The organism is Haemophilus sp. THUN1691 (assembly GCF_059704425.1).
Genome location: NZ_AP046578.1, coordinates 116,727 through 134,005, shown reverse-complemented (window position 1 = coordinate 134,005; position 17,279 = coordinate 116,727). Strand labels below are relative to the sequence as shown.

Annotated in this window: 18 protein-coding genes; 9 read left to right on the top strand and 9 right to left on the bottom strand. The window is 38.6% G+C overall.

Features of this window, described 5'->3' with window-relative positions; translation table 11 throughout:
* Positions 1 to 44 precede the first annotated feature (44 nt).
* The 4 genes from AC6H0J_RS00655 to ppdD are packed head-to-tail and all read right to left on the bottom strand — an operon-like array spanning position 45 to position 3,782.
* Entirely contained in the window at positions 45 to 737 is a 693-nt protein-coding gene (locus tag AC6H0J_RS00655; RefSeq protein WP_046952737.1) for a prepilin peptidase, read from the bottom strand.
* Positions 734 to 1,954: a type II secretion system F family protein gene (locus AC6H0J_RS00650; RefSeq protein ID WP_046952736.1), complete on the bottom strand. Its 1,221-nt coding sequence runs from the start codon at positions 1,952 to 1,954 to the stop codon at positions 734 to 736. The genes AC6H0J_RS00655 and AC6H0J_RS00650 overlap by 4 nt, the downstream gene beginning before the upstream one ends.
* Positions 1,951 to 3,345: a GspE/PulE family protein gene (locus AC6H0J_RS00645; protein ID WP_118817161.1), complete on the bottom strand. Its 1,395-nt coding sequence runs from the start codon at positions 3,343 to 3,345 to the stop codon at positions 1,951 to 1,953. The genes AC6H0J_RS00650 and AC6H0J_RS00645 overlap by 4 nt, the downstream gene beginning before the upstream one ends.
* Positions 3,342 to 3,782: a prepilin peptidase-dependent pilin gene (ppdD, locus tag AC6H0J_RS00640; RefSeq protein ID WP_005627463.1), complete on the bottom strand. Its 441-nt coding sequence runs from the start codon at positions 3,780 to 3,782 to the stop codon at positions 3,342 to 3,344. The genes AC6H0J_RS00645 and ppdD overlap by 4 nt, the downstream gene beginning before the upstream one ends.
* Positions 3,783 to 3,896: 114 nt before the next feature.
* Between ppdD and ampD the strand changes: the two genes are divergently transcribed.
* From ampD to tadA, 6 genes are all read left to right on the top strand, one after another.
* A complete protein-coding gene (gene ampD, locus AC6H0J_RS00635; RefSeq protein WP_005627465.1) occupies positions 3,897 to 4,451 on the top strand; it encodes a 1,6-anhydro-N-acetylmuramyl-L-alanine amidase AmpD in 555 nt (184 codons plus the stop codon).
* 525 nt (positions 4,452 to 4,976) lie between these two features.
* Entirely contained in the window at positions 4,977 to 5,567 is a 591-nt protein-coding gene (rppH, locus tag AC6H0J_RS00630) for an RNA pyrophosphohydrolase (protein WP_005627467.1), read from the top strand.
* Positions 5,567 to 6,364, top strand: coding sequence for a sulfite exporter TauE/SafE family protein (locus AC6H0J_RS00625; RefSeq protein ID WP_005627469.1), 798 nt, complete (start codon positions 5,567 to 5,569; stop codon positions 6,362 to 6,364). The genes rppH and AC6H0J_RS00625 overlap by 1 nt, the downstream gene beginning before the upstream one ends.
* A gap of 8 nt (positions 6,365 to 6,372) precedes the next feature.
* Positions 6,373 to 7,179 (top strand): prolipoprotein diacylglyceryl transferase, encoded by an 807-nt coding sequence (lgt, locus tag AC6H0J_RS00620; protein ID WP_497512706.1) that lies wholly within the window; start codon positions 6,373 to 6,375, stop codon positions 7,177 to 7,179.
* Positions 7,180 to 7,189: 10 nt separating this feature from the next.
* Positions 7,190 to 8,041, top strand: a complete 852-nt coding sequence (locus tag AC6H0J_RS00615) for a thymidylate synthase (RefSeq protein ID WP_005627473.1) — start codon at positions 7,190 to 7,192, stop codon at positions 8,039 to 8,041.
* A complete protein-coding gene (gene tadA, locus AC6H0J_RS00610) occupies positions 8,041 to 8,556 on the top strand; it encodes a tRNA adenosine(34) deaminase TadA (RefSeq protein ID WP_005627475.1) in 516 nt (171 codons plus the stop codon). The genes AC6H0J_RS00615 and tadA overlap by 1 nt, the downstream gene beginning before the upstream one ends.
* A 33-nt stretch (positions 8,557 to 8,589) precedes the next feature.
* Here tadA and AC6H0J_RS00605 read toward each other — a convergent pair whose 3' ends face one another.
* Positions 8,590 to 8,904: a DUF721 domain-containing protein gene (locus AC6H0J_RS00605; protein ID WP_005627477.1), complete on the bottom strand. Its 315-nt coding sequence runs from the start codon at positions 8,902 to 8,904 to the stop codon at positions 8,590 to 8,592.
* A 78-nt stretch (positions 8,905 to 8,982) separates the two neighbouring features.
* Here AC6H0J_RS00605 and secM point away from each other — a divergent pair, with 78 nt between their 5' ends.
* The 3 genes from secM to mutT all read left to right on the top strand — a co-directional run bounded on the left by secM (position 8,983) and on the right by mutT (position 12,593).
* The gene (gene secM, locus AC6H0J_RS00600) at positions 8,983 to 9,285 is read left to right on the top strand and encodes a secA translation cis-regulator SecM (RefSeq protein ID WP_118817160.1); all 303 of its coding nucleotides are present in this window, start codon (positions 8,983 to 8,985) and stop codon (positions 9,283 to 9,285) included.
* A gap of 124 nt (positions 9,286 to 9,409) precedes the next feature.
* Positions 9,410 to 12,115 carry a preprotein translocase subunit SecA gene (secA, locus tag AC6H0J_RS00595; RefSeq protein WP_118817159.1) on the top strand — a complete coding sequence of 902 codons (2,706 nt, stop codon included), beginning with the start codon at positions 9,410 to 9,412 and terminating at the stop codon, positions 12,113 to 12,115.
* A gap of 64 nt (positions 12,116 to 12,179) precedes the next feature.
* The gene (mutT, locus tag AC6H0J_RS00590) at positions 12,180 to 12,593 is read left to right on the top strand and encodes an 8-oxo-dGTP diphosphatase MutT (protein ID WP_005627484.1); all 414 of its coding nucleotides are present in this window, start codon (positions 12,180 to 12,182) and stop codon (positions 12,591 to 12,593) included.
* A 48-nt stretch (positions 12,594 to 12,641) separates the two neighbouring features.
* Here mutT and AC6H0J_RS00585 read toward each other — a convergent pair whose 3' ends face one another.
* From AC6H0J_RS00585 to leuS, 4 genes are all read right to left on the bottom strand, one after another.
* Positions 12,642 to 12,905, bottom strand: a complete 264-nt coding sequence (locus tag AC6H0J_RS00585) for a DUF5339 domain-containing protein (protein ID WP_032825592.1) — start codon at positions 12,903 to 12,905, stop codon at positions 12,642 to 12,644.
* An 89-nt stretch (positions 12,906 to 12,994) separates the two neighbouring features.
* Entirely contained in the window at positions 12,995 to 14,029 is a 1,035-nt protein-coding gene (gene holA / locus AC6H0J_RS00580) for a DNA polymerase III subunit delta (RefSeq protein ID WP_005627489.1), read from the bottom strand.
* Positions 14,029 to 14,532, bottom strand: a complete 504-nt coding sequence (locus AC6H0J_RS00575) for an LPS-assembly lipoprotein LptE (RefSeq protein WP_005627491.1) — start codon at positions 14,530 to 14,532, stop codon at positions 14,029 to 14,031. Before AC6H0J_RS00575 ends, holA begins: the two co-directional genes overlap by 1 nt.
* Before the next feature lie 97 nt (positions 14,533 to 14,629).
* Positions 14,630 to 17,215 carry a leucine--tRNA ligase gene (gene leuS / locus AC6H0J_RS00570; protein WP_497512705.1) on the bottom strand — a complete coding sequence of 862 codons (2,586 nt, stop codon included), beginning with the start codon at positions 17,213 to 17,215 and terminating at the stop codon, positions 14,630 to 14,632.
* Between the last annotated feature and the right edge of the window lie 64 nt (positions 17,216 to 17,279).

The window sequence follows — 17,279 nt, the reverse complement described above, 5'->3', positions numbered from 1 at the left end:
CACTTCTATGAAGAACAAGGGGAAAATATTATGTTTTCCCCTTTTTAATATCCGTAATATTTGACGAAATAAATTATGACGGCCGATAAGTTCATAAAAGGGGCAAAAGGTAAAAATTCTTTTTTCTTCCTATGAATAAGCGAAAAACATATTCCAAGAACTGAGGCTAATAACAAAAAGTGCGGTAAAGTTTCTAAATGAATAAAACTTCCTAATGCCATTGCTAGCCAATAATCTCCCCGTCCAAAGGCTTCTTTTCTGTAATAGAATTTTGCAATCCAATAGATTGCGTAGAAAACAATAAAAAAACTTGCCGCACTTTTTATGCTTTCAGATAACGTAAGCAATGAAAAGTTATTGTCTGCTCCAAATAAACCGAGCGTAAGTAACCATAAACAGGGTGTAGTAGAAATAAGTTGATAGTGCCAATCAAGATAACTAATTGTCCAAAGAATAAGAAGTGTGAGTCCGAACCATACAGTAAAAATAGAATCTTTAAAGGCAATTTGTAAAAATATAAATCCTACTCCAATGCTTAAAAAATACCTCAAAATATGACCGCACTTTTTTTGTTGAATAGAGACAAAATGCGGTTGAAATGGAGAACGATTTTGTGGAAATAATTCAACGTAAGTCACATAAATCTCTTGCTGCAAGCGCGTAATAAAACCAGATAGGTAGAACCACAATGCGATCCCTAAGATGCCGCCTAATAAAAACATTGCGAAGTAAATCATTGAATAACGGAGCCCATATTAAAGATAGGTAAATACATTCCCATCATAATAATTCCAATCAGGCTGCCGATTATCACCATCATTAATGGCTCTAGCATTTGTGAGAGTAAGTCAATTTGATGATTAAGTTTTTCTTGGTAATTATCTGCTATGTGCTCTAGCATCAAAGCGAGTTTTCCGCTTTGCTCGCCAATTTGTAACATTTGTTGTGCTTCCATCGGGAAAAGATCGCTACTTACGCTATTAGAAAAGGCATAGCCTTGAGAAACCCATTGTAAAATTGACCGCACTTCTTTATCTAATACGATGTCATTTACGAGGGTTTTCTTGGTTTGCCACGTTTGTGTGCGAGGGAGAAAACTGTCTAGTGCTTGATTAAGCGGTACGCCAGCCTGCAACATAATTTGTAAACTGTGGCTAAAGTTCACTAAACGTGAAAGCTTTTGAATTGTGCCAAAAATAGGCGTGATAGAAATAAGTTGATTTTTCTGTTGATGAAACCAGACCAGGCGTTTTAGATAGAAGTAATAAAATAGAAAAAAACTAAAAGATAAAAATAGCAAAATGCCAATATTTTGCTTAAGAACATTGGATATAGAGAGCAATATTGCGGTTATTGTTGGTAACTCAGCATTATTGCCACTGTACATTTCAGCAAATTGAGGCACGATAAAAAGCAGTAATGCGAGTGTTAGTAATAGTGAAATTCCCAATACCATTGAGGGATATAACATAATTTTCTGTAATTTGCGTTGTAAAGCCAAAGATTGACTACGGTGCGTGGCTATTTTTTTACAAACTACGGCAAGTTTGCCTGTCATTTCTCCCACTTGAATCAGTTGAATTTCTTGTTGTGTGAGATATTTTCCTTGTTGTTCAATTGCTTGTGAGAATGCTAAACCAGATTCAATAGATTGAAGCAGTCGTTCAAGCCATTCGTTGAGCATAATTTGAGTGCAATTTTGTTGCAAAATTTGCAGACTGTTTTTTAACGGAATAGCGGATTGTAGCAATGTCGCTAATTGATTGAGTAATTCACTGATTTCTGAATTTTTGGGCTTTGCCCCAAACTGCCAGTTTTGTCGTAATTTGATGTGAGTAAGCCCGCGGCTTATTAATTGAAAGTGTGCTTGTTGTTTCGTATCCGCAATAATTGAGCCTTTTTGTTTCTGATTTAATGCGTTACTACCTTGATAATAAAAGAGTTTTTTAGTCATGAGTTTTTACCTAACACACGTTCAATTTCTTTCTCATCCGTTATACCTTGGCGAACTTTTTCTAAACCACTCGCACGTAAATTTTGAAAATCCGTTTGATAACCATTCTGCTGCCAATGTAGAAATTGATACACGCCGATTCGACCTTGATAACCTTGATGGCAATCACAAGAATTTATTAAATTTCCACCGCACTTTGGACAGATTTTTCGTACAAGACGCTGCGCAATGACGAGCAGCAAACTGTTTTCAATTTCATGTTGTTGAATACCGAGTTGTTGTAAGCGGGAAATGGCAGATATTGCATCATTGGTATGTAAAGTTGAGAGTACCAAATGCCCCGTTTGGGCAGCACGTAGCGCGATCATTGCACTTTCTTCATCACGAATTTCACCTAGCATAATGATGTCTGGATCTTGGCGTAAGAAAGCACGCAATAGGCGGTTAAAATCTAATCCAATCTGTGGATTTATTTGGCTTTGAATAATTCCATTAAGCTCAATTTCAATGGGATCCTCAGCGGTCATAATATGTTTATCAGGCGTATTTAGCCACTGAAGTGCGGTGTAAAGTGAGATACTTTTCCCACTTCCTGTTGGGCCGGTTACTAAAATTAATCCTTGGGGTTGGCTAAGTGCGCGTTGAAATTCTTTCTGTTGACTTTCAGTCATGCCTAGTTCAGAAAAGCTGAGTTCTACAGGTTTATTTTGCTGTGCTCTCAGGACAACTTTCTCTCCCCAATGAGTTGGTAACGTTGAAAGACGGAAATCAAGAATATCGGAAAACGTAGTTTTAAATTGAAATCGTCCATCTTGTGGAAGGCGGGTTTCACTGATATCTAATTTAGCGAGCAGTTTTAGGCGAGAAATAATTCGATTAGCCAAATTTTTACTAAGTGGAGGCTGAGCTTGTAAAACACCGTCAATTCTAAACCGCACTTGGAAATGATCCGATAAAGTCTCCAAGTGAATATCTGAGGCATTATTTTGTAAAGCGGATTCAAAAATTTGATTAAGTAAGCGAATGACGGGCTCGTCATCTTGTTGTTCAAGATGAGACTGTTCTTGATGTTGGTAATATTTAACTTGCTCTTCCACTTTAGGTTGATTAGGGGCAAGTTGCTGTAATAGTTCTTTAAGTTGAGTGCTTTCTAATAAAACTGGCTCAACAAGCTTGCCAGTTATAAACGCAATAGTTTCACAGGCGGAAAGATTTGAAAGAGAATCGACACCTAGCCAAAGACGATTATTTTCTTCTTTAAGTGGTAAAGCAAAATAACGTAAGAGTAACGACTGTTGTTGCTGATTACGCCCCCATAACTCTGGCGAGATCGTAAATATCTCGCCATTTTGTGCTTTTACACGAGGTTTTGCACTAGTTAAGTCGATCATTTTGAACAGAATCCTGCAGGGAAAATATCGGCATTCGTTGTGCCACAGGTGGTTTTCCATGTAACGCCTTTTGCACTATCTCCTTCAGCTGTGAGTGTGTAACTCATTCCATCTAATGTACCATTACCCGCTACTGTTATTGCACCGTTGCTTGTTGTCACTGATTTTACATAGCCTTTTGCAGTTGTAATATCAGCCGCAATTCCATTGCTTCCTCCCGAGCAAGTAGAAGGTTTGCCTGTGCTATAAACGCATAATTCCACATCTGACTTATAAGGTGCGGAAGCTTGCAGTAATTCGGATACCGCTGCTTTTTTGGTATAATTTTGATAAGAAGGAATAGCGATAGTAGCTAAAATCGCAATGATGGCGATGACTATCATTAATTCAATTAAGGTAAACCCTTTTTTCAAGGTAGTTTGTGTAGTTAGTTTCATTTATTTTCCTTTCATTAAGCCTTTATTGGCTGGAATATTGTGAAAAGGGAAAATTGTTTTGTAAAACAGACCGCGCTTTTTCTGTGATCCTGATCGTAAAAATAGGAAAAATGTATGCGAAAAATAAAAGATATTGATAAAGGATTTCTGACTGATTGTCGACAAATTCCATCTCCGTATTTTGATGAACGCCCAGATTTACAAGATATTTCACTTCTTGTTATCCATTACATTAGCTTACCGCCAGAACAATTTGGTGGCGGATATGTGGATGATTTTTTTCAAGGAAAATTAGATCCTAAGATTCATCCTTATTTTGAAGAAATTTATCAAATGCGTGTTTCTGCCCATTGTTTGATTGAACGAGATGGGCGAATCACGCAATATGTTAATTTTAACCAAAGGGCTTGGCACGCTGGATTATCTTGCTTTCAAGGGCGAGAAAAATGTAATGATTTTGCCATTGGAATTGAGTTAGAAGGTAGTAATGAACAACCTTTTACTAATGAGCAGTATTGGGCATTGCAAGAATTAACTAACCTAATCATGAAAAGTTATCCTAAGATTACGAAAGAGCGGATTGTTGGGCATTGTGATATTTCGCCAGGACGTAAGATCGATCCAGGTCAATATTTCGATTGGGAACGTTATTTTGCCAGCCTAAAATAATTTGTTTAAAAATTAGACATTAAAATTTAGAGACTTCTGTGTATTACAAATATTGTTATGTTTTGTGACTAAATGATTGAATTTAAATGGATAAATTTTATATTGAAATTATATTGGAAAGGTTTGTTTGAGTTATACAACATTATGGATTTTCTCAATCACAATTTTATCCACAGAAATATTGAATAACTCAAAGAGATGACCAAAAGATCTTTGATGAATGGCGTCTCTTTAAAAATTGTATTTTTTTACCGCACTTTCTTCCATTTTTATATGTGAAAAGTGCGGTTTATTTTTTCTTTAGATTTTTAGATCGAAAATAACTCAATTTATTTTTAAGTTCGATGTGATAAGGATCTCACTCTGTTTTTACGTGCTCAATTCACAATCAGAAATCCGTTATTCACAATGTTATCCACAATCTGTGTATTTTATTGTGTAACCAGCCCTTTGGTTGATAAAAACACTGATTTATGAAACAATCTGCAGACTATTTTTGTATGAAAAATTTAAGGTAAAACGATAGTGATCGATTTTGATGGCTACCGTCCAAATGTGGGTATTGTGATTTGTAATCGCAACGGGCAAGTGCTTTGGGCGAAGCGCTGTGGGCAAAATTCGTGGCAGTTTCCGCAAGGTGGCATTAATGATAATGAAAGTGCCGAGCAAGCGATGTATCGTGAACTGTACGAAGAAGTTGGTCTACAGCCTAAAGATATACGCATTTTATATGTATCTAAGCATTGGTTGCGTTATAAATTACCAAAACGTTTGTTGCGTTATGACAGCAAACCGATGTGTATAGGACAAAAACAACGCTGGTTTTTGTTGCAGCTTGTTGGCGATGAAAAAAATATCAATATGCAAACAACCAAATCGCCAGAATTTGATGGATGGCGTTGGGTTAGTTTTTGGTATCCTGTTCGTCAGGTCGTATCGTTCAAAAAAGAAGTGTATCGCAAAGCAATGAAAGAGTTTTCGAGTGTGTTGTTCTCAGTAAATCCTCCTGTATATCAACCTGCGCGAGAATTGGAGCAAAAATCTTATACTCATCCTAAAAAATATAATGGTTCAAAATTTCCAAAACGTTCTTTTAATAAAACAAGGAATTCATAATGCTTAGCTTTATTTTACTTTGTTTGCTTGTGGGGGCTGTGGCTGGCTTTTTTGCGGGGCTTTTTGGTATCGGCGGTGGATTAATGATTGTTCCTGTGTTGGTGTACTTACTACCAATGGTAGGCGTGCCAGAACCTTTGTTAATGTCTACCGCACTTGGAACCTCTTTCGCAACGATTGTTATTACTGGCTTTTCTTCGGCTCAACGACATCATAAGTTAGGTAATATTGTGTGGAGTGCGGTGAAGATCCTTGCTCCAAGCATCATGGTTAGCGTATTTATTTGTGGTTTCTTTATCGGAAAACTTGATCGCGATATTTCTAGTAAATTATTTGCCTGTTTAGTGGTTTATCTCGCAGTTAAAATGGTCTTATCTATTAAACCTAAGACAAATAAAACAGTTAAACCTTTAACGACTCAATCGTCTATTATCGGAGGCATTCTAATTGGTATGGCATCTAGTGCTGCAGGTATCGGTGGTGGCGGATTTATTGTGCCGTTTTTAAATTCTCGCGGCATCGATATGAAAAAGGCTATTGGTTCCTCGGCTTTCTGTGGCATGTTACTCGGAACTTCTGGAATGTTCAGTTTTATGTTAAGTGGCTGGGGCAATGCTGCAATGCCGGAATATTCTTTAGGTTACATTTATTTCCCTGCAGTGTTATGTATTACTGCTACATCGTTTTTCACGTCAAAACTTGGTGCGACAGCCACCTCAAAACTACCAGTGCCAACTTTAAAGAAAGGATTTGCCCTTTTATTAATTACCATTGCTGTTGATATGTTTATTAGATAGAGAAAATTATGAATTCAAATTACTTGCTTCTGCCTCATTTTGATCCAACTATTTTTACTCTTGGTGATAGCAATATCGGCTTACGTTGGTATGGTTTGATGTACCTTTTAGGTTTTATTTTTGCACGCTGGCTTGCGGTTCGTCGTGCTAATCGCCCAAATAGCGGTTGGACAGTGGATCAAGTTGATACCTTACTTTTCAACGGTTTTATGGGCGTATTTATTGGCGGACGTGTTGGCGATGTATTTTTTTATAATTTAGATCGTTTCTTACAAGAGCCGCTTTATTTATTCCGTGTTTGGGAAGGTGGGATGTCTTTCCATGGCGGCTTAATAGGCGTCATTGTTGCCATGATTTGGACGTCTTATTCACAAAAACGTAATTTTTGGCAAACGGCTGATTTTGTTGCGCCTTTGATTCCGTTTGGTTTAGGTTTAGGTAGAATTGGTAATTTCATTAACCTTGAGCTATGGGGACGCGAAACGGATGTGCCTTGGGCAATGATTTTCCCGAATGATCCGCTATTACTTCCACGCCATCCATCACAACTTTATGAAGCCTTTTTAGAAGGCGTAGTGTTGTTTACGATTCTGAATATTTTTATTAAAAAGCCACGTCCAATGGGCTCTGTTGCAGGCTTATTCTTAATTGGTTATGGCGTCTTCCGTTTTATTGTGGAATATGTGCGTGAACCTGAAGTTGAAAATTTCTTTGGCGTCATTACAAGAGGACAAGCGCTGTGTTTACCAATGATTATTGGTGGCGCTTTAATTATGGCTTGGCCTTATTCACGCAAAAGTGCGGTAATAAAATAGGAGATTTTTTATGAAGCAATATCTTGATCTTTGTCGTCGCATTGTTAATGAAGGTGAATGGGTTGCCAATGAGCGTACAGGTAAGCGCTGTCTCACCGTTATTAATGCTGATTTAGAATATGATGTGGCGAACAATCAATTTCCGCTGATTACTACACGTAAAAGTTATTGGAAAGCGGCCATTGCTGAATTTTTAGGTTATATTCGTGGATATGACAATGCCGCTGATTTCCGCGCACTTGGTACTAAAACTTGGGATGCCAATGCGAATGAAAATGCCGCATGGCTTGCCAATTCGCACCGTAGAGGTATTGACGATATGGGGCGCGTATATGGTGTGCAGGGCAGAGCATGGCGTAAGCCTAATGGTGAAACCATCGATCAGCTACGCAAAATTGTTAATAATTTGACAAAGGGCATTGATGATAGAGGGGAAATTTTAACCTTCTTTAATCCAGGGGAATTTGATCTTGGTTGTCTTCGTCCTTGTATGCACACGCATACTTTTTCTCTTGTGGGCAATACTTTACATCTTACTAGTTATCAACGTTCTTGTGATGTTCCGCTTGGATTGAATTTCAATCAAATCCAAGTGTTTACGTTCTTGGCGCTTATGGCTCAGATTACGGGCAAAAAAGCAGGCAAGGCATATCATAAAATTGTGAATGCACATATTTATGAAGATCAGCTTGAGTTAATGCGTGATGTGCAACTTAAACGCGAGCCTTTCCCATTGCCAAAATTAGAAATCAATCCAGATATAAAAAGCCTTGAAGATTTAGAAACTTGGGTCACGATGGATGATTTCAACGTCATTGGCTATCAATCTCATGAACCGATTAAATATCCTTTTTCCGTCTAATGGATGCAACAAAAGTGCGATCAGAATTTGACGAGAAAATGATGCGCTATGCCCTTACTCTTGCGGATAAAGCAGAAGCGTTAGGTGAGATTCCTGTGGGGGCGGTTTTGGTGGATGAGAGTGGGAATATTATTGGCGAAGGTTGGAATCTCTCCATTGTTCAAAGTGATCCTACCGCACATGCTGAAATTATCGCCTTGCGTAATGGCGCGAAAAATATTCAAAATTATCGCCTACTGAATACCACGCTTTATGTGACATTAGAGCCTTGCACAATGTGTGCTGGGGCAATTTTGCATAGCCGAATTAAACGCCTTGTGTTCGGCGCTTCTGATTATAAAACTGGTGCGGTTGGATCACGTTTCCATTTTTTTGATGATTATAAAATGAATCATACTCTGGAGATTACATCTGGTGTATTGGCAGAAGAGTGTAGTCAGAAATTAAGCGCATTTTTTCAGAAGAGACGCGAAGAGAAAAAAATAGAGAAAGCATTGTTAAAAAAGTCTGATTGATATTAAATCTCCATTTTCTCCTATTCTTAGCTTTTAAAAACCAGGGTTTATTGTTATCTCAAGTCGTTTTACCTGCGGAAATTCTTCTTGAATGAGTTTCAACAATTCTGTCTGTCTGAATAAAATTCCTTGACGAACGATCGCATTTGCTGTTTCAATAAAAATTGAGTTATCTATCATATTACCAATACGAAATTTGCCGTGAAATTCCTGTGGAAAAATGCGGTTAAATTTTTGATTAAGTTCATTCATGGCAAGACCTTTTTTCATTATTTTGGCAAAGGGGGATTGCTCAAGCACATCCATAATATTGACTGCTTTTTGATAACGCTCAGCCTTGTTTTCCATAAAGTCTGCCCTCAGTAAATGACATTAGTTTAGATTTCCGCTACAATACACGCAATTTTCATAATAAACAACGAGACGATGATTTCAGGCACTGTCAAACCGAATTTTTGGTCGCGATTACTTTTAAGTATTATCGCGATTTTTGCTTTGCCTAACGCACAAAGTTTTGAAAATCAAAATAATGCGGAAAATTATTCCTCGAGTGTTTCCATTCAACAAGCGTTGGAAACGGTAAAAGTAGCACGTGCAGTGCAACGACAAGCCATTCCTCAACCTTCAATTTTCCGTCAAACTGAAAAACAACCTAAAATTCAACCGCACTTTTTTGCTGAAGTGTTGAACATTAGTGCGCCAATTCGAGCTGGTCCCTTGCTTATTTAATTTTCTGTTTTCTGTGAAGAATATTGCTATTGAAATAGCGATATTTTAAAAAAATTATTGTGCATGAAAGAAAGTATTTCATACGCATTTAACTATTTAACTTATATATTTAAAAAGAGAAATTATGAGCATTTTAACGAAAATTTTTGGCAGCCGTAACGACCGTATTTTACGTAAATTAAGAAAACAAGTTGCAAAAATCAATAAATTAGAACCTGAGTTTGAATCCCTCACAGATGAACAACTTCGTGCAAAAACAGATGAATTCCGTCAACGTTTAAGTGCGGGTGAAACTTTGCAACAAATTTTACCAGAAGCATTTGCAACGGTACGTGAAGCAAGTAAGCGCGTGCTTGGTATGAGACATTTTGATGTTCAGCTTATTGGTGGGATGGTATTGACTAACCGCTGTATCGCAGAAATGCGCACTGGTGAAGGTAAAACATTAACTGCGACTTTGCCTTGTTATTTAATCGCACTTGAAGGTAAAGGCGTTCATGTTGTTACGGTGAATGATTATCTTGCTCGCCGAGATGCAGAAACCAACCGTCCGTTATTTGAATTTTTGGGCATGAGTGTAGGCGTAAATATTCCTGGTTTACCGCCTGAAGAAAAACGTGCCGCTTATTCAGCAGATATTACTTATGCAACCAATAGTGAACTTGGTTTTGATTACTTACGTGACAACTTAGCTCACTCAAAAGAAGAGCGTTTCCAACGTACTTTAGGCTATGCGTTGGTGGATGAAGTGGACTCTATCTTAATCGATGAAGCGCGTACACCATTGATTATTTCTGGTCAAGCGGAAGACAGTTCTGCACTTTATATTGCGGTAAATAAACTGATTCCAAACTTAATTAAGCAAGAAAAAGAAGATACAGAAGAATACCAAGGTGAAGGTGATTTTACTTTAGATCTTAAATCTAAACAGGCGCACTTAACTGAACGTGGCCAAGAAAAAGTGGAAGATTGGTTGATTGCGCAAGGTTTAATGCCAGAAGGTGATTCTTTGTATTCTCCTGGTCGAATTGTATTGCTTCACCATGTTATGGCTGCCTTGCGTGCGCACACATTGTTTGAAAAAGATGTGGATTACATTGTGAAAGATGGTGAAATCGTGATTGTTGATGAACACACGGGTCGTACGATGGCAGGGCGTCGTTGGTCAGATGGTTTACACCAAGCCATTGAGGCAAAAGAAGGGGTTGAAATTAAGAGTGAAAACCAAACTGTTGCGTCAATCTCTTACCAAAACTACTTCCGTTTATATGAGCGTCTTGCCGGTATGACGGGGACTGCGGATACTGAAGCGTTTGAGTTCCAACAAATTTACGGTTTGGAAACCGTTGTGATTCCAACAAACCGTCCAATGATCCGTGATGATCGTACCGATGTGATGTTTGAAAATGAACAATATAAATTTAATGCAATTATTGAAGACATCAAAGATTGTGTAGAACGCCAGCAACCAGTGTTAGTGGGGACGATTTCAGTAGAAAAATCAGAAGAATTATCTAAGGCTTTAGATAAAGCGGGCATCAAACATAATGTATTGAATGCGAAATTCCACCAACAAGAAGCAGAAATCGTGGCAGAAGCTGGTTATCCCAGTGCGGTGACTATCGCAACGAATATGGCGGGTCGCGGTACAGATATTATCCTTGGTGGTAATTGGAAAGCGCAGGCTGCTAAATTAGAAAATCCAACTCAAGAACAAATTGAAGCGCTTAAAGCTGAGTGGGAAAAGAACCACGAGATTGTAATGAAAGCCGGTGGTTTGCATATTATCGGTACAGAGCGTCATGAATCTCGCCGTATCGATAACCAGTTGCGTGGTCGTTCTGGCCGTCAAGGTGACCCTGGCTCTTCTCGTTTCTATCTTTCTTTGGAAGATGGCTTAATGCGCATTTATTTGAATGAAGGTAAACTCAATTTAATGCGTAAAGCGTTCACCGTGCCTGGTGAGGCAATGGAATCGAAAATGTTGGCGAAAGTTATCGCATCTGCCCAAGCAAAAGTTGAGGCTTTCCACTTCGATGGTCGTAAAAACCTACTTGAATATGATGACGTGGCAAATGACCAACGTCATGCAATTTATGAGCAACGCAATTATTTGCTTGATAATGATGATATTTCTGAAACTATCAACGCCATTCGCCACGATGTATTTAATAGTGTGATTGATCAATATATTCCACCGCAATCTTTGGAAGAACAATGGGATATTAAAGGGCTTGAAGAACGTTTGGCTCAAGAGTTTGGTATGGAATTACCAATTTCTCATTGGCTGGAAGAAGATAATAATCTGCACGAAGAAAACTTGCGTGAACGCATCGTAGAAGTCGCTGAAAAAGAATATAAAGGAAAAGAAGCGCTGGCTGGTGAAGAAACTATGCGCAACTTTGAAAAAGGCGTCATGTTACAAACCTTAGATGAGCTTTGGAAAGAACACTTAGCGGCGATGGATTATTTACGCCAAGGTATTCATTTACGCGGTTATGCGCAAAAAGATCCAAAACAAGAGTATAAAAAAGAATCTTTCCGTATGTTTACGGAAATGTTGGATTCTTTAAAACATCACGTTATTACGACTTTAACGCGTGTACGTGTACGTACTCAAGAAGAAATGGAAGAAGCTGAACGTGCTCGTCAGGAGATGGCTGCTCGTATCAATCAAAATCATTTACCTGTGGATGAAAATGGTCAGGCAATCCAAAATTCAGATTCTGAAGATTATTCAGATCGTCGCATTGGACGCAATGAGCCTTGTCCTTGTGGTTCGGGTAAAAAATACAAGCATTGTCATGGCAGTCGTGCTGCTCGCCATTAATGATTAGCCAAAGTGCGGTGATTTTTCACCGCACTTTTTTCATACGTGCTATTGGATAGAAGAAATGGATAAAAAAATTATACAAGTTGCTGCGGGGATTATTCGTAATGAGTTTGGGCAGATCTATTTAACGCAGCGTTTAGAAGGACAGGATTTTGCCCAATCTTTAGAATTTCCCGGTGGAAAAGTGGATGCGGGAGAAACTCCAGAACAGGCTTTAAAACGTGAACTGGAAGAGGAAATTGGCATTGTTGTATTAAATGCTGAACTTTACGAACGCTTCCAATTTGAATATCCAACAAAGATTATTTCTTTTTTCTTTTATGTTGTAGATGAATGGATTGGTGAGCCTTTTGGGAGAGAAGGGCAAGAAGGTTTTTGGGTTGAGCAACGCGCATTAGATGCAGGACAGTTTCCGCCAGCTAATGCTAAATTAATTCATCGCTTATTGAATGAAGCTCTCCATCCCATAAAATAAAACCCTAGTCAGGCTAGGGTTTATATAATATCTATTGATTTTTTCAAATTATTTCGGCATTGCGGCTTTCATTTGTTTAAGTTGCTCTGCCGCTTGATTACAAGCCTGATCCTGTGCCGCTACGGGCATTGATGCAAATTGTTGTTTGCTTGATTCATATTGAGCTTTCATCGCATTTGCTTGCGCAGCTGGCATTGATGCTAAGAAAGAATCAATTTCAGCGAAATAAGTTTTACAACTTGCAGACAAATCAGTTGCTGAAGCTGAAAAACCAAATCCCATTAAAATAAGCGTAGCTAGTGTTTTTTTCATCATGATATCCTCACGAAAGTTAATTAATAAGTCATTGCCGATATGGCGTTTTATTATACCGCTTTAGTGCAAAAAAAAAACAATAGCAATTACAAACAAATTTTTACAGATAAATCAGCGAGTTTAATCCACACTTTATCACTAAATTCTTGCTTAGCAAGACGTTCAATATTGGCAAGCTCTTGGATAATTTCGTAGAGTTTTTGGTAGGTTAAACGTTGAATCGCACTTAAAAAGAGCGGTCGGCGATTTTGCCAGATTTTTAGACGGTCAAATTCAGCCTTAATTCGTTGAGTTGGAAGTTTTTCCGTTGTCATAATGCGTTGCTGTGGTTTGGTAAGTTCAAGCAACGTAAATAATTCTCGCTGTAGCGTGCGTAATAAAATAACAGGTTGCACATCTTCTGCTTGTAAACCTTTTAAAATACGTTTAGCGCGATTTGCTTTTCCCATTAGCAAAGCATCAATCCATTGAAATGGTGTAAAAATTGATGATTGTTCGACGACGCTAATGACACGATTATAGTTAAGTTTATGGTCAGGATAGAGCAAATCTAAAAGCTGCAGAGATTGTTTGAGCGCAAGCAGGTTATTCTCATAACTGTAACAAAGTTGTTGAATTGCTTCATCATCAGCGTCTAATCCCATCGCTTTGGTACGATTTTTTACCCAACGAGGGAGATTTTCAGCCGTAGGTGTTTGGCAATTTACAAGAATCGCACTGGTTTCATATTGGTTTAGTTCAACAAACCATGCTTGGTTTTCATTTGCTTTTGTTAGTTTTGCAATTTGTAAAATTAGCAAGATATCTTCATGTAGAACCGAAATAAATTCTTGCAGATTTTTTTGTAAAAGTGCGGTGAAATTTTCAGGTAAATTTAATACCATGACTTGTTTATTAAAAAACAATCCCATAGACTGACAGGATTCTATGAGTTGTGCCCAGTCAGTTTGGCTATCAATCTGGATGCTATTTTTCTCATCGAATCCTTGTTGGCTGGCTGTTTTATAAATGGCATCTTCACTTTCACTCAGTAACAAGGGATCTTGTCCTACCAAAAAGTAAACTTTGGCTAAACGCTGGGAAAGATGTTGATTGAGTTGCTCAGGAAAGATGCGATTCATTATTTGTTTTTCACTTGTTTTTCTAATGCAACCATTTTAGTAATGAGCTGACGTGCAGCTTGTTCCCGCATATCATTCCAAATTACTTCTCGTTCGGCGGATTTAGCCAATGCTGCGCGAGAGTTATCAAAGAAAGTACGGTTGACTTTTGCCGTGATTGGGTGGCTTTCACCATTCGCTAAACGAATGCTTGCTTCCACTTCTAACATCAATACTTTTTCAGCTTCACGTCCGCGTTTAAAGACAGAGGCGACTTCATCATTTGTGCGGAATTTATTGATACGCAAAACAGGAACGCCTTGAGTCGAATTGACGAGCTGAATGTTGTTCGCTTGTAGCTGATTATGCATCGCCACTGACATTTCGCTGTATGGATCAGGGCTTTCAAATGTAAGAGTACGTAATTCTTGTGGAATTAATGTACCATTTTGAAAATGCCAGCCGCAAGCAGAAAGCGCGGTAATGCTTGCTACAATAAAGAACGCTTTGATTGATTTAATCATAAAAATTACCTTTATTGTGGAGTGTATGAATTTAAAATCCATACACTAATATAAAGATAGAACCTGTGAAATATCAATATTCCACAGATTCTACGGATTATGGTTTAACCACAAAATTCAACATTTTTAATGGAATATAGATTTCTTTAAGAATTTCTTTTCCATCAAGGAATTTTGCAACATTAGGATCTGCTTTGGCCACAGCTTTAATTTCCTCTTCTGAAGACGTTGCAGGAACAGTCACTTTTCCACGAACTTTGCCATTTACTTGCACAATAATGAGTTTTTCATCTTCTACCATTGCGGCTTCATCAGCTTTCACCCATTCAGCGGTATCGATGTTACTTTCATTTCCTAGCGCTTGCCATAATTCAAAGCAGATATGTGGCGTAATTGGATAAAGCATACGCACAACTGCACTTAATGCTTCCGCCATGACTGCACGATCTTGATCGCTTTCTAAGGAAGCCTTAGTCAGTTTATTCATCAACTCCATTACTGCTGCAATCGCAGTATTAAATGTTTGACGACGACCAATATCATCGCTCACTTTTGCAATGGTTTTATGTACTTCACGACGAAGCGCTTTTTGCGCGGCTGAAAGTGCGGTGATATCTAGGCTAGTTTTTGCTGGATTTTGTTGATATTGATACACTAAATTCCATACACGACCTAAGAAACGTTTCGCACCTTCTACGCCAGATTCTTGCCATTCCAAGGTCATTTCTGCTGGAGAGGCAAACATCATAAACAGACGAACAGTATCAGCGCCATATTTTTCTACCATTTCTTGTGGGTCAATACCGTTATTTTTGGATTTAGACATTTTGGTCATGCCACTGTGGACTAGTTCACGCCCTTCAGGATCGGTCGCCTTAATAATTCTGCCTTTTTCATCACGTTCAAGAGTCACCTGTGTTGGACTTACCCAAATACGCTCATTTGTTGGACTGGTGTAGTAGAAGGCATCTGCAAGCACCATACCTTGACATAATAATTTATCGGCTGGTTCGTCACTGGTTACAAATCCTGCATCGCGTAATAATTTGTGGAAGAAACGGAAGTAAAGTAAGTGCATTGTTGCGTGTTCAATACCACCGATATATTGATCCACTGGTAACCAATAGTTTGCTTCTTCCGCATCAAGCATGCCATTTTGATATTGTGGACAAGTGTAGCGCGCGTAATACCAAGAGGATTCCATAAAGGTATCAAAGGTATCCGTTTCTTTTAACGCTAGTGCGCCGTTAAAGGTTGTTTTTGCCCAATTAGGATCAGCTTTAATTGGACTTTTCACGCCATCCATTACCACATCTTCAGGAAGAATAATTGGTAAATCTTCCATTGGTGCAGGTACTACATCACCATTTTCAAGGGTTAGCATCGGAATTGGCGCCCCCCAATAACGTTGGCGAGAAACGCCCCAGTCACGTAAACGATAATTCACTTGACGTTTTCCAACACCTAATTTTTCTAATTTATCTGCAATACCATTGAAAGCACCATCAAAATCTTTACCATCAAATTCAGCTGAATTAACAAGTTTGCCGTGTTCAGTAAAGGCTTGTTTGGTTAAATCAATTTCTTCATCTGCAAGTGGTGCGATCACTTGTTTAATTGGTAAGCTGTATTTTTGAGCAAATTCAAAGTCGCGTTGGTCGTGAGCTGGAACAGCCATTACCGCACCAGTACCGTAGTGCATTAACACGAAATTAGCGACCCAAATCGGTAATTTTTCACCCGTCAATGGATGAATAGCAAATAAGCCCGTTGCCATTCCTTTTTTCTCCATTGTCGCAAGATCTGCTTCTGCTACTTTTGCGTTTTTCGCTTCTTGGATAAAGGCGGCTAATTCGGGATTGTTTTGAGCTGCCAAACTTGCTAATGGATGTGCCGCCGCAATGCCTAGATAACTCACACCGTAAAAGGTATCTGGACGCGTGGTGTAAACTGCTACTTTTTCGTTGGTATCTGCAACATCAAAGGTAATTTCTACCCCTTCAGAACGACCAATCCAGTTGCGTTGCATGGTTTTTACCATGTCAGGCCATTGTGGAAGGGTATCTAAACCACCTAATAATTGCTCTGCATAGTCAGTAATTTTGATAAACCATTGTGGGATTTCTTTTTGTTCCACAGGTGTATCACAACGCCAGCAACAACCTTCGTGTACTTGCTCGTTTGCGAGTACGGTTTCATCGTTCGGGCACCAGTTTACGGTTGAGGTTTTTTTGTACACTAAGCCTTTTTTATAAAGCTCAGTGAAGAACCATTGCTCCCATTTGTAGTATTCTGGTTTACAGGTTGCGATTTCACGATCCCAGTCGAAACCAAAGCCTAAAAGCTGAAGTTGTTTTTTCATGTAAGCGATGTTTTCGTACGTCCATTTAGCTGGCGCAGTTTTGTTTTTGATTGCGGCACCTTCTGCTGGTAAGCCGAAAGCATCCCAACCAAATGGTTGTAATACGTTTTTGCCTAGCATGCGTTGATAACGAGAAATTACATCACCAATAGTGTAGTTGCGCACATGCCCCATATGCAGGCGGCCAGAAGGATACGGGAACATAGAAAGACAGTAATATTTTTCTTTAGATTCGTCTTTGATTGCTTTGAAAACTTTATTTTCTGCCCAATATTGTTGAACCTTTGGTTCGATCATATCGGGGCGATATTGTTCTTGCATAAAATCACCTTAAATTTTAACCGCACTTTTGCAGCATTTTGACAATAGAAAATGTGGTATAGAA